General features: G+C 61.5%; 21 protein-coding genes. 4 read left to right on the forward strand and 17 right to left on the reverse strand.

Annotated elements, in window-relative coordinates:
- Positions 1-21 precede the first annotated feature (21 nt).
- The 7 genes from ACJ2A4_RS12710 to ACJ2A4_RS12740 all read right to left on the reverse strand — a co-directional run bounded on the left by ACJ2A4_RS12710 (position 22) and on the right by ACJ2A4_RS12740 (position 6,897).
- Positions 22-1,254, reverse strand: coding sequence for an argininosuccinate synthase (locus tag ACJ2A4_RS12710; protein WP_408873090.1), 1,233 nt, complete (start codon positions 1,252-1,254; stop codon positions 22-24).
- A gap of 77 nt (positions 1,255-1,331) precedes the next feature.
- On the reverse strand, positions 1,332-2,555 hold the full coding sequence (gene rlmN, locus ACJ2A4_RS12715) for a 23S rRNA (adenine(2503)-C(2))-methyltransferase RlmN (RefSeq protein ID WP_011251840.1): 1,224 nt from the start codon (positions 2,553-2,555) through the stop codon (positions 1,332-1,334).
- An 80-nt stretch (positions 2,556-2,635) separates the two neighbouring features.
- Positions 2,636-3,397 carry a TlyA family RNA methyltransferase gene (locus ACJ2A4_RS12720; RefSeq protein ID WP_408873091.1) on the reverse strand — a complete coding sequence of 254 codons (762 nt, stop codon included), beginning with the start codon at positions 3,395-3,397 and terminating at the stop codon, positions 2,636-2,638.
- 7 nt (positions 3,398-3,404) lie between these two features.
- Entirely contained in the window at positions 3,405-5,387 is a 1,983-nt protein-coding gene (gene dxs, locus ACJ2A4_RS12725; RefSeq protein ID WP_408873092.1) for a 1-deoxy-D-xylulose-5-phosphate synthase, read from the reverse strand.
- Between the two features lie 4 nt (positions 5,388-5,391).
- The gene (locus ACJ2A4_RS12730; protein WP_408873093.1) at positions 5,392-6,297 is read right to left on the reverse strand and encodes a polyprenyl synthetase family protein; all 906 of its coding nucleotides are present in this window, start codon (positions 6,295-6,297) and stop codon (positions 5,392-5,394) included.
- Complete coding sequence (locus tag ACJ2A4_RS12735) at positions 6,294-6,545, reverse strand: exodeoxyribonuclease VII small subunit (protein ID WP_011251836.1); 252 nt, start codon at positions 6,543-6,545, stop codon at positions 6,294-6,296. The genes ACJ2A4_RS12730 and ACJ2A4_RS12735 overlap by 4 nt, the downstream gene beginning before the upstream one ends.
- 97 nt (positions 6,546-6,642) lie before the next feature.
- Positions 6,643-6,897 (reverse strand): sulfurtransferase TusA family protein, encoded by a 255-nt coding sequence (locus tag ACJ2A4_RS12740; protein ID WP_062509462.1) that lies wholly within the window; start codon positions 6,895-6,897, stop codon positions 6,643-6,645.
- 171 nt (positions 6,898-7,068) lie between these two features.
- On the opposite strand from ACJ2A4_RS12740, the gene ACJ2A4_RS12745 reads away from it, so the two are divergent.
- Together ACJ2A4_RS12745 and ACJ2A4_RS12750 are read left to right on the forward strand one after the other, a co-directional pair.
- A complete protein-coding gene (locus tag ACJ2A4_RS12745; protein ID WP_194259094.1) occupies positions 7,069-7,413 on the forward strand; it encodes a hypothetical protein in 345 nt (114 codons plus the stop codon).
- 9 nt (positions 7,414-7,422) lie between these two features.
- The gene (locus ACJ2A4_RS12750) at positions 7,423-7,902 is read left to right on the forward strand and encodes a hypothetical protein (protein ID WP_408873094.1); all 480 of its coding nucleotides are present in this window, start codon (positions 7,423-7,425) and stop codon (positions 7,900-7,902) included.
- 112 nt (positions 7,903-8,014) lie between these two features.
- Here ACJ2A4_RS12750 and ACJ2A4_RS12755 read toward each other — a convergent pair whose 3' ends face one another.
- The 3 genes from ACJ2A4_RS12755 to ACJ2A4_RS12765 form a co-directional block, all read right to left on the reverse strand.
- On the reverse strand, positions 8,015-8,803 hold the full coding sequence (locus ACJ2A4_RS12755; RefSeq protein WP_408873095.1) for a hypothetical protein: 789 nt from the start codon (positions 8,801-8,803) through the stop codon (positions 8,015-8,017).
- Between the two features lie 60 nt (positions 8,804-8,863).
- Positions 8,864-10,195: an NCS2 family permease gene (locus ACJ2A4_RS12760; protein ID WP_408874170.1), complete on the reverse strand. Its 1,332-nt coding sequence runs from the start codon at positions 10,193-10,195 to the stop codon at positions 8,864-8,866.
- Between the two features lie 85 nt (positions 10,196-10,280).
- Positions 10,281-12,437: an AsmA family protein gene (locus ACJ2A4_RS12765; RefSeq protein ID WP_408873096.1), complete on the reverse strand. Its 2,157-nt coding sequence runs from the start codon at positions 12,435-12,437 to the stop codon at positions 10,281-10,283.
- Between the two features lie 114 nt (positions 12,438-12,551).
- Here ACJ2A4_RS12765 and ACJ2A4_RS12770 point away from each other — a divergent pair, with 114 nt between their 5' ends.
- Positions 12,552-13,115: a biliverdin-producing heme oxygenase gene (locus ACJ2A4_RS12770; RefSeq protein WP_408873097.1), complete on the forward strand. Its 564-nt coding sequence runs from the start codon at positions 12,552-12,554 to the stop codon at positions 13,113-13,115.
- Here ACJ2A4_RS12770 and ACJ2A4_RS12775 read toward each other — a convergent pair.
- From ACJ2A4_RS12775 to efp, 7 genes are all read right to left on the reverse strand, one after another.
- Positions 13,100-14,506 carry a glycosyltransferase family 2 protein gene (locus tag ACJ2A4_RS12775; protein ID WP_408873098.1) on the reverse strand — a complete coding sequence of 469 codons (1,407 nt, stop codon included), beginning with the start codon at positions 14,504-14,506 and terminating at the stop codon, positions 13,100-13,102. The genes ACJ2A4_RS12770 and ACJ2A4_RS12775 overlap by 16 nt on opposite strands.
- A 10-nt stretch (positions 14,507-14,516) precedes the next feature.
- Positions 14,517-16,319, reverse strand: a complete 1,803-nt coding sequence (lepA, locus tag ACJ2A4_RS12780) for a translation elongation factor 4 (RefSeq protein ID WP_062509448.1) — start codon at positions 16,317-16,319, stop codon at positions 14,517-14,519.
- Positions 16,320-16,403: 84 nt separating this feature from the next.
- Positions 16,404-17,405, reverse strand: a complete 1,002-nt coding sequence (locus ACJ2A4_RS12785) for a peptidoglycan -binding protein (RefSeq protein WP_408873099.1) — start codon at positions 17,403-17,405, stop codon at positions 16,404-16,406.
- 3 nt (positions 17,406-17,408) lie between these two features.
- Positions 17,409-18,545 carry a flagellar motor protein MotA gene (locus ACJ2A4_RS12790; RefSeq protein WP_408873100.1) on the reverse strand — a complete coding sequence of 379 codons (1,137 nt, stop codon included), beginning with the start codon at positions 18,543-18,545 and terminating at the stop codon, positions 17,409-17,411.
- Positions 18,546-18,563: 18 nt separating this feature from the next.
- Positions 18,564-19,310, reverse strand: a complete 747-nt coding sequence (locus ACJ2A4_RS12795; RefSeq protein ID WP_408873101.1) for a hypothetical protein — start codon at positions 19,308-19,310, stop codon at positions 18,564-18,566.
- A 60-nt stretch (positions 19,311-19,370) separates the two neighbouring features.
- Positions 19,371-20,198, reverse strand: coding sequence for an inositol monophosphatase family protein (locus ACJ2A4_RS12800; protein ID WP_408873102.1), 828 nt, complete (start codon positions 20,196-20,198; stop codon positions 19,371-19,373).
- A 6-nt stretch (positions 20,199-20,204) separates the two neighbouring features.
- Positions 20,205-20,771, reverse strand: a complete 567-nt coding sequence (gene efp / locus ACJ2A4_RS12805) for an elongation factor P (RefSeq protein WP_408873103.1) — start codon at positions 20,769-20,771, stop codon at positions 20,205-20,207.
- A 216-nt stretch (positions 20,772-20,987) separates the two neighbouring features.
- Between efp and ACJ2A4_RS12810 the strand changes: the two genes are divergently transcribed.
- Positions 20,988-21,296 (forward strand): carboxymuconolactone decarboxylase family protein, encoded by a 309-nt coding sequence (locus ACJ2A4_RS12810; RefSeq protein ID WP_062501931.1) that lies wholly within the window; start codon positions 20,988-20,990, stop codon positions 21,294-21,296.
- Positions 21,297-21,308 lie beyond the last annotated feature (12 nt).

A 21,308-nucleotide genomic window follows, 5' to 3' on the forward strand; every position in this document is an offset into this window, starting at 1 on the left:
CCCGGGGAGTCTGTTGAGAAATCAGAGCGTACCGCCGCGACGGCCGATCTGGCCGCCAAGCCGCAGGCGCAGGGCGTTGAGCTTGATGAAGCCCTGGGCGTCCTGCTGATTATAGGCGCCTTCGTCGTCCTCGAAAGTCACGACGCGGGTATCATACAGGCTGTTCGGGCTTTCACGACCCACGCAGGTCACATTGCCCTTGTACAGGCGCATGCGGACACGGCCGGTCACGGAATGCTGGCTGGTGTCGATGAGGGCCTGAAGCATCCGGCGCTCGGGCGAGAACCAGAAGCCGTTATAGATGATCTCGGCATAGCGCGGCATGATGCTGTCCTTGAGATGGGCAGCTTCGCGGTCGAGCGTGATGCTTTCGATCGAACGGTGGGCCGCCAGCAGGATCGTGCCGCCCGGCGTCTCGTAGATGCCGCGGGACTTCATGCCCACGAAGCGGTTCTCCACGATGTCGAGACGGCCGATACCGTTGTCATGGCCCAGTTCGTTCAGACGGGTCAGCAGGGTTGCCGGCGTCATCTCAACGCCGTTGATGGCAACCGGGTCACCGCTGACGAAATCAATGGTGATTTCGGTTGCAACGTCGGGTGCGGCTTCCGGCGAGATCGTGCGCTGGAAGACGATTTCCTCGGCGCCGATCGACGGATCTTCGAGCAGCTTGCCCTCGGAAGAGGAGTGCAGGAGGTTCGCATCCACGGAGAAGGGGGCTTCGCCGCGCTTGTCCTTGGTGACCGGGATCTGGTTCTCTTCAGCGAAAGCGAGGAGCTTCGTGCGGGACGTCAGATCCCACTCGCGCCAGGGTGCGATGACCTTCACGTCCGGCTTGAGCGAATAATAGCCGAGCTCGAAGCGGACCTGATCGTTGCCCTTGCCGGTCGCGCCATGAGCCACGGCATCGGCACCGACGGCTTCGGCGATCTCGATCTGGCGCTGTGCGATCAGCGGACGGGCGATGGACGTGCCCAGCAGGTACTGGCCTTCGTAAAGCGTGTTGGCCCGGAACATCGGGAACACGAAATCTTTCACGAAGGTTTCGCGCAGATCCTCGACGAAGATCTCCTTGACGCCGAACATCTCGGCCTTCTTGCGGGCGGGTTCGAGCTCTTCGCCCTGACCGAGATCGGCGGTGAAGGTGACGACCTCGCAGTTATAGGTCTTCTGGAGCCAGCGGAGGATTACCGAAGTGTCCAGGCCGCCAGAATAGGCGAGCACAACTTTCTTGACGTCCTGGTGGGCGCTCATAACTGGGTGGTCCTTGGTGTGTTTCGTTTGAGAAGCGTTTCTAGCATCTCGGGGGGAAGAGGGAAACCGGGCGAATGTCAGGCTTCCGGGGTGGCGGAGCGGCGCTGGCGCTCGCTTTCGGTCTTCAGCTGACCGCAGGCCGCGAGGATGTCCTGACCGCGTGGCGTACGGATGGGAGAGGCGAAGCCGGCATCCATCACGATGTTGGCGAATTTCGTGAGCTGCTGGCGGGTCGAAGGCTGGAAATCCGAGCCTGGCCAGGGGTTGAACGGGATCAGGTTCACCTTGGCCGGCAGGTCACGGATCAGGCGCACGAGCTCGCGGGCATCGGCTTCGCTGTCATTCACGCCACGGAGCATGATGTATTCGAAAGTGATGCGCCGGGAGTTGGACGCGGCCGGATAGCGGCGGCAGGCGGCAATCAGCTCTTCGATCGGGTATTTACGGTTGAGCGGCACGATCTGGTCGCGCAGTTCGTTGGTGACGGCGTGCAGCGAGATCGCGAGGTTGATGCCAAGCTCATCGCCGCAACGGTCCATCATCGGGACTACGCCGGACGTTGAGAGCGTGATGCGGCGGCGGGACAGTGCGATGCCTTCGCCGTCCATAATGATCCGCATGGCCTTGGCGACATTTTCGTAATTGTAGAGCGGCTCGCCCATACCCATCAGGACGATGGTGGACAGGTAGCGCGGCATGTCCGCGCTGGGGCTGGGCCATTCGCCATAGCTGTCGCGTGCGGCCATGAACTGACCGACGATCTCGGCGGGGCCGAGGTTGCGCACGAGCTTCTGCGTGCCGGTGTGGCAGAAGGTGCAGGACAGGGTGCAGCCGACCTGTGAGGAAATGCAGACGGCGCCGCGGTCTTCCCGACGGTCCGGGATGTAGACGGTTTCGGCTTCCTGACCGTCGCGGAAGCGGAAGAGGAACTTGCGCGTCTCGTCCACGGAGGTCTGTTCGGTCGCGGTCGTGGGGCGGCTGACGACGAAATGCTCGGCGAGCTTGGCCTGCATGGGCTTGGCGATGGTCGTCATGGCCGAGAAGTCGGTCGCGCCCTGATGGTAGATCCAGTGCCAGAGCTGCTTGGCGCGGAAGGGCTTCTCGCCGATTTCCGTCATGAGCGCGGCCAGCTCTTCGCGGGACAGGCCCACCAGATCGCGCCGTCCGTCCGCAAGACGTGCCTCGGGCGGCGCGAACAGGGCGGATTTCGCACGGATGCGTTCACGCTCGGCAGCGTTCAGGTCGTCAGAGGCGACGGAATTGATTCGGGGGCGGATATCGGGATGGATTACGGCTGTCATGGCGGCGGAGCCATAGCACGGGGAAGACCCGCAGTTCCAAAGGAAAAGCGCGGTCTTCCCCGTAAAACTATTTTAGAAAACTATTCCGCGGTGGCCTGTGCCGTGCCGGTTTTTCTGGCTGCGATCAGGAACTCGCGATTGCCTTCAGGACCGGTAATGGGGCTGGCTTCGATCCCGAGGACTTCCCAGCCGGGGAGATCTGCGAACCATTCGCGGATTTCTTCGCAGACACGGTCGTGGACGGCCGGGTCCCGGACGACGCCTTTTGCGCCGACTTCCCCGCGCCCGGCTTCGAACTGGGGCTTGATGAGCGCGACGGCCCAGGCATCCGGTGTCGTGAGTTCAAGGGCGGCAGGCAGGACGGTGCGCAGGCCGATGAAGCTGGCATCGCAGACCACGATCCCGGCGGGCTCGGGGATCTGCTCGGCCGTCAGGGCGCGAGCGTTCGTCTTTTCCAGGACGACGACGCGTTCGTCCGAGCGGATCTTCCAGGCAAGCTGGCCGTGTCCGACGTCTACAGCATAGACCTTTTCGGCCCCATGGGTCAGCAGGACGTCCGTGAAACCGCCTGTCGAGGCGCCGACATCGATTGCGATGCGGCCTTTCGGGTCCAGCCCGAAATGCTCGATGGCATGGATCAGCTTGAGGCCGCCACGCGACACCCAGGGGTGATCCTGCCCCTTGAGGGCGAGGGGAGCGTCTTCAGGGAGCTGGTCGCCGGCCTTCGCGATCCGGCGGTCACTCGTATAGACGAGGCCCGCCATGATCAGGGCCTGCGCCCGTGTCCGGCTTTCGACCAGCCCCCGGTCAACGAGGAGCTGGTCGGCGCGGCGTTTGGCCATCAGTCGTTCAGGCGGACTGCTGGGCGACTTCGACGCCAAGGGCGTCTGCCGCGGTGCGTACGATATGCGGTGCGGTCAGGCCTGCGTCTTCGTACTGGGCGTCCTGCGTGTTGTGATCGATGTAGCGATCCGGCAGGGCCATCGGACGGAACTTCACCTTGTCCAGCAGGCCGGTCTCGGCGAGGTGCTGAACGACGAGGCTGCTGAAGCCGCCAATGGCGCCTTCTTCAATCGTGATGAAGACTTCGTGCTGGCGCGCGAGATCCTCGACGAGTGCCTTGTCGATCGGCTTGGCAAAGCGGGCATCGGCAACAGTGACGGGAACGCCCTGTGCGGCGAGCTGATCGGCTGCGCGCAGGGATTCGTGCATGCGGGGGCCAAGCGACAGGATGGCAACGCCACCGCGGGCATTCGGCGCACGGCGTGCTTCACGCACGATGCGACCCTTGCCGATTTCCAGAACTTCGCCCTTTTCCGGGAGATCCAGACCAATGCCGTTGCCACGCGGGTAGCGGAAGGCGATCGGACCGGCATCGTATTCGCAGGCCGTGGCCGTGGCATGCAGCAGTTCGACTTCGTCGGACGGCGCCATGACGACCATGTTCGGCAGGCAGCACAGATAGTTCAGGTCGAAGGCACCGGCATGGGTGGCGCCATCGGCACCGACCAGACCGGCACGGTCAATGGCGAAGCGGACCGGCAGGTTTTGCAGGGCAACGTCATGGACGACCTGATCATAGGCGCGCTGCAGGAAGGTCGAGTAAATTGCGCAGAACGGGCGCAGACCTTCGGACGCGATACCGGCGGCGAAGGTGACGGCGTGCTGCTCGGCAATGCCGACGTCGAAGAAGCGGTCCGGATAGGCCTTGGCGAAAGCGTTCAGGCCCGTGCCGGACGGCATGGCGGCCGTGATGGTGATCAGCTTGTCGTCGGTCTTGGCGCGACGCATCAGTTCGCGGCTGAAGATGGACGTGTAGCTCGGCGGACCGGCGGGAGCCTTCTTCTGCTCGCCCGTAACCACGTTGAACTTGCTGACGGCGTGGTACTTGTCACCGGCGGCTTCTGCGGGTTTGTAGCCGCGGCCCTTCTCGGTGATGATGTGCAGCAGGATCGGGCCCTGATCGTCGGCGTCGCGCAGGTTGCGCAGGATCGGCACGAGCTGGCTCATGTCGTGGCCGTTGACCGGGCCGACATAGTAGAAACCGAGTTCCTCGAACAGCGTGCCGCCCGTGATCATGCCGCGGGCATATTCCTCGGCGCGCTTGGCGGTGCGCTCGATCTTGCCCGGAAGACGCTTGGCGACCTTGCCGGCCAGATCGCGCAGGCTGAAGAACTGGCGCGAGGACATCAGGCGGGACAGGTAGTCCGACATCGAGCCGACCGGCGGGGCGATTGACATTTCGTTGTCGTTCAGCACCACGATCAGGCGGTTCGCGCCGGGGCCTGCAACAGCCGCATTGTTCATGGCTTCATAGGCCATGCCAGCGGAGATTGAGCCGTCGCCGATCACGGCGATGACGTTGCGCTCATGATAGCTCGGGTCTTCTTCCGCGCGCAGGTGGTGCGCCACGGCCATGCCAAGACCAGCCGAGATCGAGGTGGAGGAATGGGCAGCGCCGAACGGGTCGTATTCGCTTTCCGCGCGGCGGGTGAAGCCGGACAGGCCCTCGGGCTGGCGCAGCGTGCGGATACGGTCGCGGCGACCCGTCAGGATCTTGTGCGGGTATGCCTGGTGACCGACGTCCCAGATGATGCGATCATCAGGCGTGTTGAAGACGGCGTGCAGGGCAACGGTCAGTTCGACCACGCCGAGGGACGCGCCAAGATGGCCACCCGTGGTGGAGACGGCATCAACGGTTTCAGAGCGCAGTTCATCGGCAAGCTGCTTGAGCTGGTCGACGGACAGGTTCCGCATGTCAGCCGGGAAGCGGACGCGATCCAGCTCCGGATAGCGGCCATAGGTGGGAATCGTGGAGGACTTCTTGCTCATGGGATCAGTTCCTGCGCTCGACGACATAATCTGCCAGAGCCCTGAGGGCGTCGGCCTGTGCACCGAAAGATGAAAGGGCCTCCCGAGCCCGGTCGCTCAGGCGACGGGCTTCGGCGCGGGCACCGTCAATGCCAAGCAGGGAGACATAGGTTGATTTGCCGCTGGCTTCGTCCTTGCCTGCGGTTTTGCCGAGTTCCTCGGCGGTTGCTGTGGAATCCAGAACGTCATCCGCAACCTGGAAGGCGGTCCCGAGATCACGGCCATAGGCGACGATGGCGGCGCGGCGGGCGTCGTCCACATCGGCGAGAATGGCGCCAGACTCGGCAGCATAGCGGATGAGGGCACCGGTCTTCAGGGCGTGCAGACGACGGACCTGGTCCAGCGGGAGGGCGCGGCCTTCGCCGCGGATATCAATGACCTGACCGCCGATCATGCCGGCCGATCCGGAAGCCTGGGCAAGCGCAAGGGCCAGATTGGCGCGGACGGTCGCGTTGGGGCTGGTTTCAGGCTCGACGAGAATTTCAAATGCACGGGTCTGAAGAGCATCACCGGCCAGAATCGCGATGGCTTCATCAAACTGCTTGTGCGTGGACGGCTGGCCACGACGCAGATCGTCATCGTCCATGGAGGGCAGATCGTCATGCACCAGCGAATAGGCGTGCAGCAGTTCGACCGATGCGGCGACACGCAGGGCGGCCTTGCGGTCTGCGCCGAACAAAGTGGCCACTTCGACAGCCAGAAAGCCACGCAGACGCTTGCCGCCACCGAGGGCTGCGTAGCGCATGGCTTCAATGAGAACGGACTCGTCTCCCGGCACCATGGGCAGCAGGGTGTCGATCGTGTTTTCGATCTCGGAACGGGCGCGGGCGAGCGCGTCCTTCAGGGAAACAGACGTGGTAGGGGCATTCATCGGCCGGACTCTCCGGTATCGGCAAGAGGCTCCGTGCCTGTCGTGCCGTCATCGTTCTGCACGATGGCACGGACACGCATCTCGGCCTCTCCCAGCTTCGCATCACAGTGCCTGCGCAGGGCAGCACCGCGTTCATAGGCGGAAATAGCGTCCTCGAGCTTCATCTGGCCGCCTTCAAGGCCGCGGACGATCCGCTCCAGTTCGGAGAGGGCATCCTCGAAAGACATGGCATCAATGGGTTCGGGCATGAAAAGCCTCAAGGCACACTTTGGAACAAGGTAGCGAGGGGATTACAGGCAGAAGACAGGTTTTGCCAGCCCCGAGCATGGGAACGCTGGAGTTTCCTCAGGATGGTGACGTTTCTGCACGTCGCCGGATCATGAAGGAAAGCACGCCTGCGGTGTCCGTAAACGCAATGAGCGCATGGCCGGTTTCGCGGCAGTAAGACTGGAAATCCGCCACGGAAGCGCGGTCTGTTGCCAGGATGCGCAGCTTCGCACCCGGTGGCATGTCCCGAAGCGCACGATTGGCTTTGAGAACGGGCATGGGGCAGGCCAGTCCACGCAGATCAAGAAGTGTTTCTGTCGGGGGAGCGCTCATGGGGGTTCAGTATGCGCCCATCTGCAGAGGTGGCCAAGCCGGGTTTTCCGACATCGGGCAGCGGGTTTCAGGTTTTCGTTGATAAAACATGCGTTTATTTCTATGTTAATGGCTCAATGCCACAAAAAGCGTTCCCCTCTGGGGAGCGCTTTTTTTATTTGGGGGAACGGCATGGCGGAGATGGAAGGTCTGACGGTCAGTCAGACTGATGGAAATGAGAGACGCGCCTATACGCTGCGAATGCTTGAGGACCGTGTGCTGCGGCTGGAGACCATCGCGGGGGGATTGTCGGATCGATACGAAGAACTGCGCACCGAGATGCGGCAGGAAATCTCATCGCTCCGGGATCAGATGAAACTGCTGGAGACGAAGGTTGATGAGGGGAATCGTGTCGTTAACGGGAAGCTGGATCGCCTGATCGGGGGGCGGGCGGTCATTACAGGGATCATCACACTGGCAACGTCCATTCTGGGAACGGGCATGGTGCATTTTGCCCTGTCCCTGAGCACGAAGTGAGGGGGCAGCATGAGCGGAATTGATGCGGGCCAGCTCAAGCATCTGGTGGTTGCTCCGGCGCTGGCGGCCTTGGGACTGGATGGGGAGGTTGCGGTCAATCTGGTGACGGGCACGGCTCTGGCGGAAAGTCGGGGAACATATGTCAGGCAGATTGGTGGAGGGCCGGCTCTGGGGCTGTGGCAAATGGAACCTGCGACCCATGACGACTGCTGGGTCAATTTTCTGTGTTACCCGGTCGGGAAACGGTTTGAGCGGGTTCTGGAGGGAATGCTTTCGCAGGATCTGCCCCGCAGTGCGCAACTGGTTTCAAACCTGAGATATGCGTCTGCAATGGCCCGTATCCGGTATTACCGGGTCAAGGAGCCCTTGCCGGCGACGAGCGATCCGGCCGCTCTCAGCTATTTTCACAAACAGTACTACAACACGGCTGCGGGTGCGGCAGATCCGGTGAGTAATATCTCGTATTTCCGGCAGGCGGTCATGGTCTGAACGGGGAGCGGTGTCGGGGAATGTATGCATCACGCTCCCGACACCGCAAAGGAGCTTAAACCGTCTTATTATGACGGAATAGTGGCAAGTAGTGTCCTACGGAATAATCGCTTCATGTAGGCAACGCTGACAGCGGCAGGGTTCGTGCGGACAGATCACCCTTGAATGTCGTGCTTCCGGTATGGGTGAGAGATAGGCCCTTATGCAGAGATACGGTGCCGCCCATGCTGATCCAGCGCCGGCAGAAGGCGAAGTCTTCGGAAAGATAGGTTTGGGTTTCCGGGTCGATCAGGCAGTCAAACAGGGCGTAAGCGTCTGAAGACGCGGTGTCTGGGGTTTTACCTTCAGTCTGGGCGTCGATACGGCTGTACCGGGTTTCCGGATAATGGGTAATCATGTCGAGAACCATCTGGCGGGTCATGAGCATGAAGCCGGTGCCAATATAGGAGACGGCCGCGATCTCGGCGGAAGTATTGCCATCGTGCAGTGCGGCGCAGTCTCCGACGTAGCGCAGACTGGCCGTGGAAGCGGATTCTCCGGCTGCGATGAAACGGTCTGTATTCTGGTCCCAGTAATGGGATTTCAGGGGGTAGGCGCCACCGATCAGGGGGCGATCTGCATCCAGAAGGGCGAGAATATCGGTGATCGAAAAACCGATGTCGCTGTCGATGAAGAGAAGATGGGTTGCATCGGTCATGGTCACGAACTGATGCAGGAGCGTATTGCGTGCCCGCGTGATGAGGGCATCACTTCCAATTGTGGAAAGCGTGAGTTGAAGGGCATGGGCCGGTGCCGCCGCCATGCAACCGATGATGGACTGCATGTAGTCCAGCATGACGGTACCACCGAAACAGGGGGTGGCGATGAAGACGTGGCGCGGTTGGGCAGGGCAGGAAGTCATGTGAGGCATCCTGCCCGGAAGCCATGAAAAAAGGATTAAAACCTGCGACGGGAAAAGTCTTCAGGCGCCCATATGAGCCTGAAGGACCATGTAAAAGACGAAGGCGGCATCCAGACCGAGAACGATCGGCGTCAGGCGCTGGAACTGACGCGTTGCGATCGCAAGCGCCGTGTAGATCAGCAGGCCACAGGAAAGGCTCAGCATGAAATTGCCGGTCACGCCGGCAATCAGCAGCATCGTCAGCGGTGGGATGGCTTCGGCGGGCGTTTCCGCAACACGGCTGAGGCTGCCGAGCATGTTCAGTCCCACGAGAATGAGCACGGGGGCTGTGGCAATGGCCGGAATGGTGGTGATGAGCGGCCAGAAGACCGAGGACAGGGCGAACAGGACAGCGACGACCAGTGCGCTCAGACCTGTACGGCCGCCAGCTTCAACGCCTGCGAGACTTTCGACATAAGCGGAGACGGTGCAGGTCCCAAGTGACGCGCCGATGATGCTGGCAGCACCATCGGAACCAAAAGCGCGGTGGTCGAGCGCTGGCTTCTCGACCGTACCGTCCAGACCGGCGCGATGGGCGACGCTCATCATGGTCGCGGTGGCGTCAAAGAAGTCGCTCAGCAGGAAATATAACGTAATCGGGACAAGCAGCCCGAGATGGGAAAAATATTCGTGGAAGTCGAACGGCAGGAACAGGTTCGTCGGGTAGTGTGGCCAGTCCAGCAGATGCGCGGGCAGATGCGTGACGGGGCCTGACGGCGTCTGAATGAAAAGGCCTGCCAGAGTGACGGCGAGGATGGCAATGAGTAGCCCTGCCGGGACGCGCAGCACGACCAGGATGGCACTCAGGACGACGCCTGCCATGCTGAGCAGGACGGACGGGTTGTTCAGTGCGCCGAAGGTCAGGCCTTCGGATGAGGGGACGGCGATGCCGCCTGTCGTCAGTCCGATCCGGGCGATGAAGGCGCCGAGGGCGATCTGAATGCCGAGGACGATCGAAGGCGGAAAACCGCGAATGATACGCTGGCGGATCTGGCTGAGGGAAAGGGCCGTGAAGCAGAGTCCGCTGAACAGAACAACCGTGAAGGCCGTGCGTGGGCTGACATGGGCCTGCTGGACGACGACCTGTGCGAACAGGACGTTGCTGCTCATGGCCGGAGCCAGGGCAATGGGAAGTCTGGCCCAGAGTGCCATGAGTAATGTGCCGGCAACGGCGCCCGCGATCGTGGTCATGACCATGTCATGGCGATCCAGACCCGCAGCCGAGAGAATGGCGGGATTGACGGCCACGATATAGGCCATGGCCCCGAAAACCGTCAGTCCGGCAATGACCTCACGCGGGATCGTTGAACCGCGGGCCGTGACATGAAACCAGCGGTCGAGTTTGGATAGCAGCAAGCGGGCACTCCGGGGGCAGGGGGGATCTGGGCCCAGCTATAGTCAAAAAACTTTCCCCTGCCACGGTCCGGACCGTATCTTTTCATTTCGGGTTCGATTTTTTCTCCCAGGCCTTGCGGACTTCCGACGGGTTCATGCGGCGTTGGGTGGCTTTCGCGGATTTCCCACCGGCATGGTTTTTGCTTCGGGCCTGTGCAGGGTGCGGAACACTGCTGGGGCCTGTGCCTGTGGTTTTGCCGGGAGCAATTCCGGCGGCCGGGTGTTCATTGGCCTCCAGAATGGCCCTTTCGCAGGCCGATCCCTTGCCAACACCGAGCTGGATGGTCGGGATAAGAGCAGCGGGTGGGAAGACGATCCCGAGGCCCACGGATGCGGCAACGCGACCAATCAGTTCCGCGCCGGGCAGGATCGTCGGGCTTTTCATGGAACCGAAGATGTGGACTGCGCCGGGCAGGGAGAGGATCTGCGGGCCGATCGAACGCGTGGTGACGGCGTAATCAAGCGTGTCCTTGTGGAAATTGACGGTTCCGGTTCCCATCGTGCGCGTGGTCCCGGTCTGCAGGAGCATCGAGTTGGTATGCACGATGCCGTCCTTCAGCGGCAGGTCCGCCACGAGGCATTGCAGCTTCGAGCGATCGGGGATGCCCAGTGCGGACAGAACAGCCGAGCCGAGTTTGAGACCCAGAAGATCGGGGAGAAGGGCTGTGACATCGCCGCCGCGATCCAGAACCAGGGTCGTACCGCCATTGCCGTTTTCGACCAGGGTTGCGACCGAATTGCCGGTCGAGGTGAGGGTCACGTGTCCGCCAATGGTTCCTTCACCCTGAAACATGTCCTTTGACGTCATGATGCGCGAGAGCGGCAGACGCGAGACATCCAGGCGGAAATGCGTGTGGAACTGCTCGTTTTTCGTGGGCTCAAGTGTCGCGGCGGCAGAGATGTTGCCCGTGCCCGTTGCGAAGGTCAGGTGCTTGAGATCAATGGCACCATTCTGGACTGCCAACTCCGTGTCGATGTTGTCCAGCGGCCAGTTTTTATTGCGGATGTGATCGCCATGATAGGTCAGATGCACATTTGCGGCATTGAGCTTGGGAACATTGATTTTCTTGTCAGGAAGCACGCGCGCACTAGCAGGTTCGGCTTTCTTGGTCTGGCCGGGCTGGGCGCCGATGAAGCCGCCCAGATCCGCAAGATCCACCGAATGCGAGTGAAGGGCTGCTTCTATGAAGATCGGCTTCTGATGCGGATCAACATTGATATCCCCGCCGATGTCCGAAGATCCCATATGACCTTCGAACTTCTGAAAGCGGATCGCGCGGTCTGAGTAGGCCAGATTGCCCGTGACGCTGTAAGGCGGCGTCTGGGGAATAGGAACGCCCGTGAGCGGATACAGGAGCGACATATCCGGCCCTGCGAAGTGCAGTGCAAGATTAGTGCCTTGAAAATGGATCGGATCATCGACGGTGCCGCGAAGCGTGACATAGGTCGGGCCGTTAGCGAGGCGTCCGTCGATCGGATAGGGATGGGTGGCGTCCGTCAGGCTCATGAGGGCACCGCCGACAATATGGCCGGTGATGGGGGCCTGAGCGTATCGGCCCTTGAGATCGATCACGAGATGGCCGTCATCACCGTTTTTCGGTTCTTCGGTGTGAATCAGGACATGCATGTCCGTCTTCAGCTTTGCCAGTGCCAGACGGATATCGCCATCGTTGATTTCGATTTTGCCCAGCTTTGGCAGGGTCGTCGTGGAGGATGAAGACGTCTGGGACGATGTGTCTGAGGATGACGGAAATGTGTAGTTGTTCGTCCCGTTGAGCAGCGAAACGATATCACCCTTAGGCGCATCGGCGCGGATCAGCGGCAGGGACAGGCCTCCGCCCGTCAGATAACGCCAGACATCCGCCGTGACGGTGATGGCATGGGCGGACGCGAAATCGTCCTTCTCTTTTTCGAAGCCTTCGGGCTGACCGATTTTCAGGTCGTCCACGGTCACCGTTGTCTTGAAGCCCAGGCGGACATGCAGATGGGCAATACTGACCGGGCGGTGCAGGGCTGCGGTTGCCTTGCGGTCGATATAGGGGACGAACCAGTCCCATTGCCACACCAGGATCAGGATGATGATGGCAGCAGCCAGTGCGCCCAGCACACCCCCGACAGTTTTCAGGACCAGATGTCGTCTGACCGGTCTGGGAGAACGTGCATCTGATGGGGAGGGCTGCCGGGGTGGGGTGCTGCTCAACGGGGTGTTCTCCGAAATCCGGGGGCGTGACAGACGGGATCTGGTTGTTGCAAGTCACTCTAATTACGGACAGAACCGGCAACGGTTTCACAACGCACGGGAAGATCGGCAGGAATGGAAACAGCAGGACGTGCGGATGAGCGGAAGAATTCCAGTCTGGAGGAGCTGCGGCGTGTCAGCCGGAAAGCTCATAACGCTGTTGATGAGGCTTTTTCGCGTTTTGAACTTGCAGACCGGAAATCCTATGGCGCCTTTCTGACGGCACATGCCCGCGCGCTTGTCGTCGCGGAGGCCTATCTGGACCGGTATTCCGCATCGGTGCCGCCGTGGCGCCCGCGGGCAGAGCTATTGAAACAGGATCTGCGCGACATGGGACTCCCGATGCCCGTCAGTCAGCGGCACATGCTGTCTGACTGCTCGGGTACGGCATTTGGAGTCCTGTATGTTCTCGAGGGCTCGCGACTTGGCGGGCGGATCCTGTCAGGGCGTGTGGGCGAAGGATTGCCGAGGGCCTATCTGTCGGCCGTGCATCAGAAAGGCGAATGGCTCGCGTTTCTGGAGCGGCTTGGGCAGTTTCTGGACGAAAGCACTGTAGCGCGAAGACAGGCCGTGACCGATGGCGCTGTCGCAGCGTTTGCCCTGTTCCGTGAAAGTGCGCGGCTTCAGTTCAGCGACTGAGGTGCAGGCAGGATGCTGCGCGGCACGAGACCCGGAAAGGTTTGCACAAGGCGCTGGGCCTCCGCGGATGGCAGCATGGCGATCGCGCAGCCCAGAGCGCTGGCATCCGGAGCTGGAAGCCGGTCGAGCCCGCGCAGCAGTCCCGCCAGAGTATGGCCTTCTGCCGTCAGAACCATAAAGGGCGTCATCCGGCTGTAGAGCGCCATGGTCGATTCGATATCAGCCAGGGCGTGATCGGGGAGCGCGATGTGGATGTCTTCGCCACTGACAGGCGACAGGATCCTGTTTTCCGCAATCATGACCGTCAGTGGGACTGAGGGCAGAAGTGTAGGCGATCCGGGTATGGAAAGATGGCGTCCGGGGAGGGAATTTTCTGTGAAAAGACAGGCATGCCAGACATCTGCCTCGGACATTTCAAGTGCCATGATGAGCGGATTGTAGCGGCCAAAATTCGTGTCTTCGGGGCCGACAGATGCGAATGAACCAGTCTGCATGTCCAGCATCAGCCGCTTTTCCTGACCCAGCACGCAGAAACGGAACCGGGGTGATGCCCGGTCAGATGATGGAACGGAAAGCTGGGCCGGGGTCAGCCCGAGGTCCTGCAGGACGGCTTTGTCAGCATGGATCATGGCGGATTTGAGGCGCCAGTAGAGATCCGTCAGCGAAGCCTGAGCGATGGAAGAGGCAATCCGGCGGCTTTCGGGAAGCCAGCGGCTGGCCCGGGTATATTCCGCATCGTTGCGGTCGAAGTTCTGCCAGGCTTTTTCCGGTGTGGCGCTTGAATTGCGTCTGAGAAAGCTCTCATGGTCGCCGGCGGCAAAGTGGAGAATGCGACTTTTGTCCCATGTCGCGTTTCGCTCAAGCTCAGAAAACGGATCCGGCAGTTCGCTGCCAGTCTGGCGGGGCTGGACAAAATGCCGGACGACACGGTGATCGGGCAGGCCCAGCAGGCCGTGCCGGGTAAAAGTTTCGACCGGGGAAAATGCTGAGGGCACCTGATGCCCCGAAGAGCCGAACAGACACCAGTTAACCGGGAAGGTTGCCGTTGTGATGGCGGCTGTGAATTCGGTGACGGACCCGGCATTTTCGAAATGCAGATATTCATCTGCTGCCAGGATCATCATCCAGTCGAATTCGCTCTTTCCCTGTTCCAGAGCCTGTTTGTGAAAGCGGGTCTGCCGGTCCAGTCTTGCCGGCAGTGTCGTATCGGATGACTGGACGCGGATGTCATAGAGTGTGGCCGCGTTGGAGAGAACCGCGCCTGTTCCGTCTGTCGAATGGTCGTCACAGACGATCAGCGTTGAAAAACCGATGGTCGCATGATGCGCGAGCCACCATCCGATCGTGTCGACTTCATTGTGAACGAACAGGATGGCAGCGCTTTTCGACATAAGGCAGGGATCAGTCCATTTTCAGGGCAGCGAGGAAGGCGCTCTGGGGAATTTCGACCTTGCCGAACTGCCGCATGCGCTTCTTGCCTTCCTTCTGCTTGTCCAGAAGCTTGCGCTTGCGGGAAATGTCACCGCCATAACACTTGGCCGTCACGTCCTTGGACAGGGCGCCGATCGTTTCACGGGCGATGACCTTGGAGCCGATGGCCGCCTGAATGGCGATCTTGAACAGCTGCTTGGGGATCAGATCCTTGAGCTTGGCGCAGATCGAGCGGCCGCGCTGCTCGGCGACAGTACGGTGCGAGATGAAGGACAGCGCATCGACCGGCTCGTGGTTCACGAGGATGGAAATGCGGACGAGATCGCTCTCTTCATAGCCGTCCATCTGGTAGTCGAACGAGGCATAGCCGCGGCTGATGGATTTCAGGCGGTCGTAGAAATCGAACACCACTTCGTTCAGCGGCAGGCGATAGACGGCCATGGCACGGTTGCCGACATAGGTCAGATCGACCTGTACGCCACGGCGCTCGGAGCATAGCGTCAGGACCGGGCCAAGGTATTCGTCCTGCACCATGATGGTAGCCTTGATCCACGGCTCTTCGATCATCTCGATCTTGCTGAGCTCGGGCATGTCGGCGGGGTTGTGCAGTTCCTCGACCGTGCCATCCGTCATGTGCATCTTGTAGACCACGGACGGGGCGGTTGCGATCAGGTCCAGATTGAACTCGCGGGACAGGCGTTCCTGGATGATCTCCAGATGCAGCAGTCCGAGGAAGCCGCAACGGAAACCGAATCCCAGAGCCGCTGAGGTCTCGGCCTCGAAGTGGAACGAGGCGTCGTTCAGGCGCAGCTTACCGAGGCTGTCACGCAGCTTTTCGAAATCGTCTGCATCGATCGGGAAGAGGCCACACCACACCACAGGAATGGAAGGCTTGAAGCCCGGCAGGGCCTTTTCGGCGGGGCGCTTGTCGAGTGTGACGGTGTCACCGACATTGCAGTCCGCGACGGTCTTGATGGCGGCGTTGATATAGCCCATCTCGCCCGGACCGAGGCTCTCGACCGACTGCATTTTCGGCAGGAACACGCCAACCTGATCGACATGGTAGGTCGCGCCGGTCTGCATCATGCGGATGCGGTCACCACGCTTGAGGCGGCCATCCTTGATGCGGACGAGGATAATGACGCCAAGATAGGCATCGTACCAGCTGTCCACCAGCAGGGCCTGAAGCGGGGCTTCGGCGTCGCCCGTGGGGGCGGGGAGGCGCTGGACGAGGGCTTCAAGCACGCCTTCGATGTTCAGGCCGGTCTTCGCGCTGATTTCGACCGCGTCATCAGCCGGGATGCCGACCACGTCCTCGATCTGGGCGCGGACGCGCTCGGGCTCCGCAGCCGGGAGATCGACCTTGTTGAGGACCGGGACGATCTCGTGATTGGCATCGAGCGCCTGATAGACGTTCGCCAGCGTCTGGGCTTCCACGCCCTGCGAGGCATCCACGACCAGCAGCGAACCTTCACAGGCGGCGAGCGAGCGGCTGACTTCATAGGCGAAGTCGACATGGCCCGGCGTGTCCATCAGGTTCAGCGTGTAAACCTTGCCGTCCTTGGCCGGATAGGTCAGGCGCACGGTCTGCGCCTTGATGGTGATCCCGCGCTCCTGCTCGAGCTCCATCGAATCGAGGACCTGGTTTTTCATCTCACGCGCGGTCAGCGCGCCACAGGCCTGGATCAGGCGATCGGCCAGCGTCGATTTGCCGTGATCGATATGAGCGATGATCGAGAAATTGCGGATAAGGGAAAGCGGGGTATCGGTCATGGCTGCTACATAAGGGATTATCGCAGAAATGTCAGTAGATCTGCGCAAAAGCCTGCCTTTGTGAAAAGGCAGGCGGGAGAGGGATCAGCGATCCGTCAGACGGAACTCGATCCTGCGGTTTCTCGCATAGGCCGCCGATGTGCTGGCGGCATCCAGAGGCTGGTAGTCGGCAAAGCCTGTCGCGGCCAGATGGTGCGGGTCCACACCTTCGGCAATGAGCAGCTTGACCACGGTGATGGCACGCTCGGACGACAGCTCCCAGTTGCTGGGAAAGGCACTGTGGATCGGCTGGCGGTCGGCATGGCCATCCACGCGCAGGATCCACGGCAGATCCGTCGGAATTGTTGAGGCGACCTGCTTGAAGGTATGCGCAAGGGTCGTGATTTCCTTGCGGCCTTCCGGTGTCAGGTCGGCACTCCCCTGCGGGAACAGGATTTCCGACTGGAAGACGAAGCGGTCTCCCACGACATTCACGCCCTTCTGGTTTTTCAGCAGGTCCCGCAGGCGTCCGAAGAACTCCGAACGATAGCGTTTGAGCTGGTTGACCTTGTCCGCCAGCGCCAGATTGAGCTTGCTGCCAAGATCCGCAATCTGGGCGTCCTTGCCCTGTTCGGCTTTCTTTTCAATGTCGAGAGCGTTGCTGATCGCCTGAAGCTGGCGGGTCAGTTCCTCGATCTGGGCCTGAAGGTCAGAGATCTTGCTGTTCTGCTGTTTGCTCGTGTCATCAGCCGAAGCCAGAGCCTGATCTTTCGACTGAAGCTGCCCTGTCAGGGCGGCGATCTGGGTCGAAAGGGTCTGGAGCTGGGTCTGATTATGCTGCTTTTCGTCCGCCAGCGTAGCGACGGTAGAGGACAGGCTTTTGTTCTTGTCCTCCGTCATCGACAATATGTGCGACAGTTCGGCCAGCTGTTTTTGCAGGGCATCCAGCGTGTGCTCGCGTCGGGACAGCGACACCGAGAGGAACTGCTGCCCCACGACGAACACCAGCAGGACGAACGTGACGACCATCAGCAGGGTGGACAGGGCGTCCACATAGCCGGGCCAGGCATCGAGGGCGTTGTGGGATCCGCGTCTGCGCCGGGCCATGGATCAGCCCTGCCTGCCGGGAGGGGGCGTCGTGCTGCCGGAGGCCGCTGCAATCGTGCGGGCCAGAACGCGGAGATCATTGCGAAGCTCGCCGATCGTCTGGGCGCGGCCTTCATGAAGTTCCTGGATCAGGCGGCTGAGATGCGTCTCGATCCGCAGAAGCGCCGTGCCCTGCGAGCCCGGACCCTCATCGCCCATGTGACGCAGAAGGGCGGTCTGGGTCTCGGCCGTACGGGTCATAAGCTGCTGGTTGGTAGCAAGCAGATCCGTCATGCCGCGCAGGCGTTCCTGCAGGCTATCGAGCATGTGCAGTTCGCGGACGCGGTTTTCTTCGCTGCGGGAGACGGCGTTCTGCAGCGTTTCCAGATTTTCGGCGGTCTGCTCAAGCAGGGCCTGAACATAGGCCGGGACGGGCGCGCCGTCGCTGTCGATGGACGTGCTGCCGCTGACACGCGTGACACCGGCCAGCCATTCTTCCAGTTCGTTGAAGAAACGGATCTGGGCCTGTCCGGCCGTGAGATCGAGAAAGCCGAGGACAAGTGCGCCGGCCAGACCGAACATCGAGCCCGAGAAGGCCGTGGACATGCCAGCCAGTGGTCCGGCCAGTCCGGTCTTGAGCTGGTTGAACATAACGTCCATGTCCCCGCCGCCTGCGGACATGCCGCCGATGACGGAAGCGATGGAACTGACCGTCAGCAGAAGCCCGTAGAACGTGCCCAGCAGACCCAGGAAGATCAGGAGCTGCGTCATGTAGCGGGAGATTTCCCGGCTTTCATCCAGACGCGAGGACAGGCTGTCGAGCATGGCCTGTGTCGTCTGGGTCGAGAGCGTCAGGCGGTCCGTGCGGTTGCGGGCCGCCAGCATGCTGGCCATGGGCGCGAGCAGGCGGGGCGCTTTTGGTGCGGCCAGACCGGCGCGGGGCTGACGCAGGAGTTCAACCCACTGCACTTCTGGCATGAGGCGCTGGACGACATGGAGGTTCCACAGGATGCCCAGCAGGAGCACGCCGAGGATAATGGCATCAAGTTTCGGGTTGGCGTTGAACGCGTGGAGCAGGGTCGTGCCCATTGTCGCGGCCAGAAGGCCGACCGCGACAAGGAAAACGGCCATTCGGAGAAGATAGGTCGTAGGACGTGTCACGGCGTGTCTTTCCTGATTTTATGGCATGCCGTTTGCGGAAGGGGCGGGATCGACAGGATTTGTCTCGATGACAACATCCAGTCTGTCAGCAGGCGCGCTGTCTCCCTTGTCGGGACGTCCCAGCGCCTGCGGGTAGAGGCGCGTGGTAGCAACGCCTGCATGAATGAAGATCGAGCGGACAGCGAGTGCCCGTGCCAGCGCGATACGGCGCGGCATGGAGACGTCATCACCCGGCAGCGTTGCGTGCGCAATCAGGAGCACACGCTGTTCCGGATGATGGGACAGTTCGGTTCCGTAAGCCTGAAGGGTTTTGATGCTGTCGGCGTTCAGAGCCTCGCTTTCCGAGGGAAACACAACGCGCAGACCACCGTCGGGCAGTGTTTCCGTGTGACTGGCAGCGTCAGCGACGGGGGTGACTTCGACCGGAGGAACGGGCGGATGGATCTGGATGGGGACGAAAGGCGGCGGCAGGACGACCGGTGGCGGAGGAGCCGGGGGGACACCGGGAACGGTCGTGTGCGTCGGTGTGGTTTTGGCGGGAGCAGCCGCAGGCGCCGGGGTTTTTGCCGCGGAGTTCTGGGTGACGGGTTTGCGGGCAGTGTGTTTCGTCGGATGCTGCGTCGAGACCGGTTTTTTTGCTGAGGGGGCTGTCTTGGCCTGCGGCAGATCATCCAGATTGCTGGTGACCTGTGCCTGTGCGGCAGACAGCGGAAGGCTGGCCAGAAAGGCCGCCAGAGGAAGGGAGAAGAGGATCGGCCTGTACATGTCAGACCGATCCTAGACGACGCCTCACGACTCCCGCAATGGGGCGTGAGGGCAGTTTTGTCAGCTCCGGTTCAGGGCCTCATGCACCAGGGCGCGCAGGGGGCCATGAAGGTTGGTGTTTCCGGCAACGACATTGACGTCATCGGGAACGTCATGAAGCTCGTTTCCGTCCGGATCGGTCGCATAGCCACCGGCCTCACGGACCAGAAGCAGACCGGCTGCGCAGTCCCACGGCTTGATGCCGAATTCCCAGTACCCGTCGTAACGGCCTGCTGCGACCCATGCGAGATCCAGGGCAGCGGCGCCGAAGCGGCGAATCCCTGCAACCTGCGGCATCAGGGCGCCGAGGACGCGGGCGAAGGGCAGACGGCTGCTGCTCGGAACCTTTGCAAACGGAATGCCAGTTGCGAACAGGGCTTCGTGCATGTTGCGGCGGCCGGAGACGCGCAGGCGGCGTTCATTGAGGAATGCACCAACGCCCTTTTCGGCCCAGAACATCTCGTTGGCGGCCGGGTTGTAGACAACCGCGGCGGCCAGCTCGACCGTTCCGTCCGGCAGCTTGCGCTGCAGGCCGATGGAAATGGCCCAGTGCGGAATGCCGTGCAGGAAGTTCGTCGTGCCGTCGAGCGGATCGACGATCCAGCGCCAGGTCCAGTTGTCCCCGCCCGAAGCGCCGCTTTCTTCCATCAGGAAGGCGTAGCCGGGACGGGCGCGGCTCAGTTCCTCGCGGAGGATGGTCTCGGCGCGCAGGTCTGCCTGGGAAACGAAATCTCCGGGCCCCTTGATGCTGACCTGAAGCTGTTCGACCTCTGCAAAGTCACGGAGCAGACGGCGCGAGGCCTTCTGTGCCGCGCCCTGCATAACGGCCATGTGCGGGGAAAGACGCATGCTGGATCAGTCCTTCGCGCGTTCGACGTAGGATCCGTCTTCCGTGCGGACAACGATGCGCTCACCGGCTTCGATGAACGGCGGCACCAGCGTCTTTACGCCATTGGACAGCGTGGCGGGCTTGTAGGAGGAGCTGGCCGTCTGGCCCTTGACCACCGGGTCGGCTTCCGTGACTTCCAGCGTGACATGCGGCGGCAGTTCCACGCCCACCGGGTCGCCTTCGACCAGCTTGACGTTCAGCGGCATGTTGTCCTGCAGGAAGGCGAACTGGTCGCCGAAGATGTCCTTGGCAAGGACGAGCTGCTCGAACGTTTCCGGATCCATCAGGACGACGTTGTCACCGTCCATGTAGGAATAGGTGTAGTCCTTGTCTTCCGTCATCAGACGCTCGACGGAATCCGCTGTTCTCCAGCGCTCGTTGGTCTTGTTGCCTGTCTTGAGGTCGCGCATTTCGACCTGGATGAAGGCGCCACCCTTGCCCGGGGTGATGATCTGCTGCTTGAGAACCGTCCAGCGGCGGCCGTCATGCTCGATGACCTGGCCGGCCCGGATAAGGTTGGCTTGCTGTTTCATGCTTGTGTCCTGATGACCCTTGGATAGGGATTTTCTGTCACGTCTTGTGGGCTTCTAGCGCCGCACGGGGGCTCTAAGCAAGGTACAAGGGGCGCATGGCGGTCAGCAGCTTCAGGAAAGTGTGAAGGGCAGGGGGCTTGGGACACGGCGCCGGACGGTTCATGTCAGACTGTGTGTCTGTCCTGAGGATCAGGGCGAACCGCAAGGAGAAGCCGTATGTACGATATGAAGAACCTCTCGCGCATTTCCCATCTTGAAGCCAATGCCTCCAAGGGCATGGATGCCTTCTGGCAGTTCGACCGTGCCGCATTCGAGGAAGGCGAGGTCAGCGCCCTGACCAAGCAGCTCGCCGCCGTGGCCGTCGCACTGACGACCCAGTGCCCGTACTGTATCGAGCTTCATGTGAAGGCGGCGCGTGAAGCCGGTGCGACGGATGCCCAGCTTTCCGAAATCGCTCTTGTCGCTGCGGCCATTCGTGCGGGCGGGGCGATTACGCATGCGACCCATATGTTCGAAGCAAAATAAGACCCTGCGTTC

It is taken from the genome of Gluconobacter roseus, from assembly GCF_046058915.1.
In the GTDB taxonomy this organism is placed as follows: domain Bacteria; phylum Pseudomonadota; class Alphaproteobacteria; order Acetobacterales; family Acetobacteraceae; genus Gluconobacter; species Gluconobacter roseus_A.

Excerpts from the sequence above, each read along its gene's own strand:
- ACJ2A4_RS12710 (WP_408873090.1), bottom strand. The coding sequence starts at position 1,254 with ATGAGCGCCCACCAGGACGTCAAGAAAGTTGTGCTCGCCTATTCTGGC.
- rlmN (WP_011251840.1), bottom strand. The coding sequence starts at position 2,555 with ATGACAGCCGTAATCCATCCCGATATCCGCCCCCGAATCAATTCCGTC.
- ACJ2A4_RS12720 (WP_408873091.1), bottom strand. The coding sequence starts at position 3,397 with ATGGCCAAACGCCGCGCCGACCAGCTCCTCGTTGACCGGGGGCTGGTC.
- dxs (WP_408873092.1), bottom strand. The coding sequence starts at position 5,387 with ATGAGCAAGAAGTCCTCCACGATTCCCACCTATGGCCGCTATCCGGAG.
- ACJ2A4_RS12730 (WP_408873093.1), bottom strand. The coding sequence starts at position 6,297 with ATGAATGCCCCTACCACGTCTGTTTCCCTGAAGGACGCGCTCGCCCGC.
- ACJ2A4_RS12735 (WP_011251836.1), bottom strand. The coding sequence starts at position 6,545 with ATGCCCGAACCCATTGATGCCATGTCTTTCGAGGATGCCCTCTCCGAA.
- ACJ2A4_RS12740 (WP_062509462.1), bottom strand. The coding sequence starts at position 6,897 with ATGAGCGCTCCCCCGACAGAAACACTTCTTGATCTGCGTGGACTGGCC.
- ACJ2A4_RS12745 (WP_194259094.1), top strand. The coding sequence starts at position 7,069 with ATGGCGGAGATGGAAGGTCTGACGGTCAGTCAGACTGATGGAAATGAG.
- ACJ2A4_RS12750 (WP_408873094.1), top strand. The coding sequence starts at position 7,423 with ATGAGCGGAATTGATGCGGGCCAGCTCAAGCATCTGGTGGTTGCTCCG.
- ACJ2A4_RS12755 (WP_408873095.1), bottom strand. The coding sequence starts at position 8,803 with ATGACTTCCTGCCCTGCCCAACCGCGCCACGTCTTCATCGCCACCCCC.
- ACJ2A4_RS12770 (WP_408873097.1), top strand. The coding sequence starts at position 12,552 with ATGGAAACAGCAGGACGTGCGGATGAGCGGAAGAATTCCAGTCTGGAG.
- ACJ2A4_RS12775 (WP_408873098.1), bottom strand. The coding sequence starts at position 14,506 with ATGTCGAAAAGCGCTGCCATCCTGTTCGTTCACAATGAAGTCGACACG.
- lepA (WP_062509448.1), bottom strand. The coding sequence starts at position 16,319 with ATGACCGATACCCCGCTTTCCCTTATCCGCAATTTCTCGATCATCGCT.
- ACJ2A4_RS12785 (WP_408873099.1), bottom strand. The coding sequence starts at position 17,405 with ATGGCCCGGCGCAGACGCGGATCCCACAACGCCCTCGATGCCTGGCCC.
- ACJ2A4_RS12795 (WP_408873101.1), bottom strand. The coding sequence starts at position 19,310 with ATGTACAGGCCGATCCTCTTCTCCCTTCCTCTGGCGGCCTTTCTGGCC.
- ACJ2A4_RS12800 (WP_408873102.1), bottom strand. The coding sequence starts at position 20,198 with ATGCGTCTTTCCCCGCACATGGCCGTTATGCAGGGCGCGGCACAGAAG.
- efp (WP_408873103.1), bottom strand. The coding sequence starts at position 20,771 with ATGAAACAGCAAGCCAACCTTATCCGGGCCGGCCAGGTCATCGAGCAT.
- ACJ2A4_RS12810 (WP_062501931.1), top strand. The coding sequence starts at position 20,988 with ATGTACGATATGAAGAACCTCTCGCGCATTTCCCATCTTGAAGCCAAT.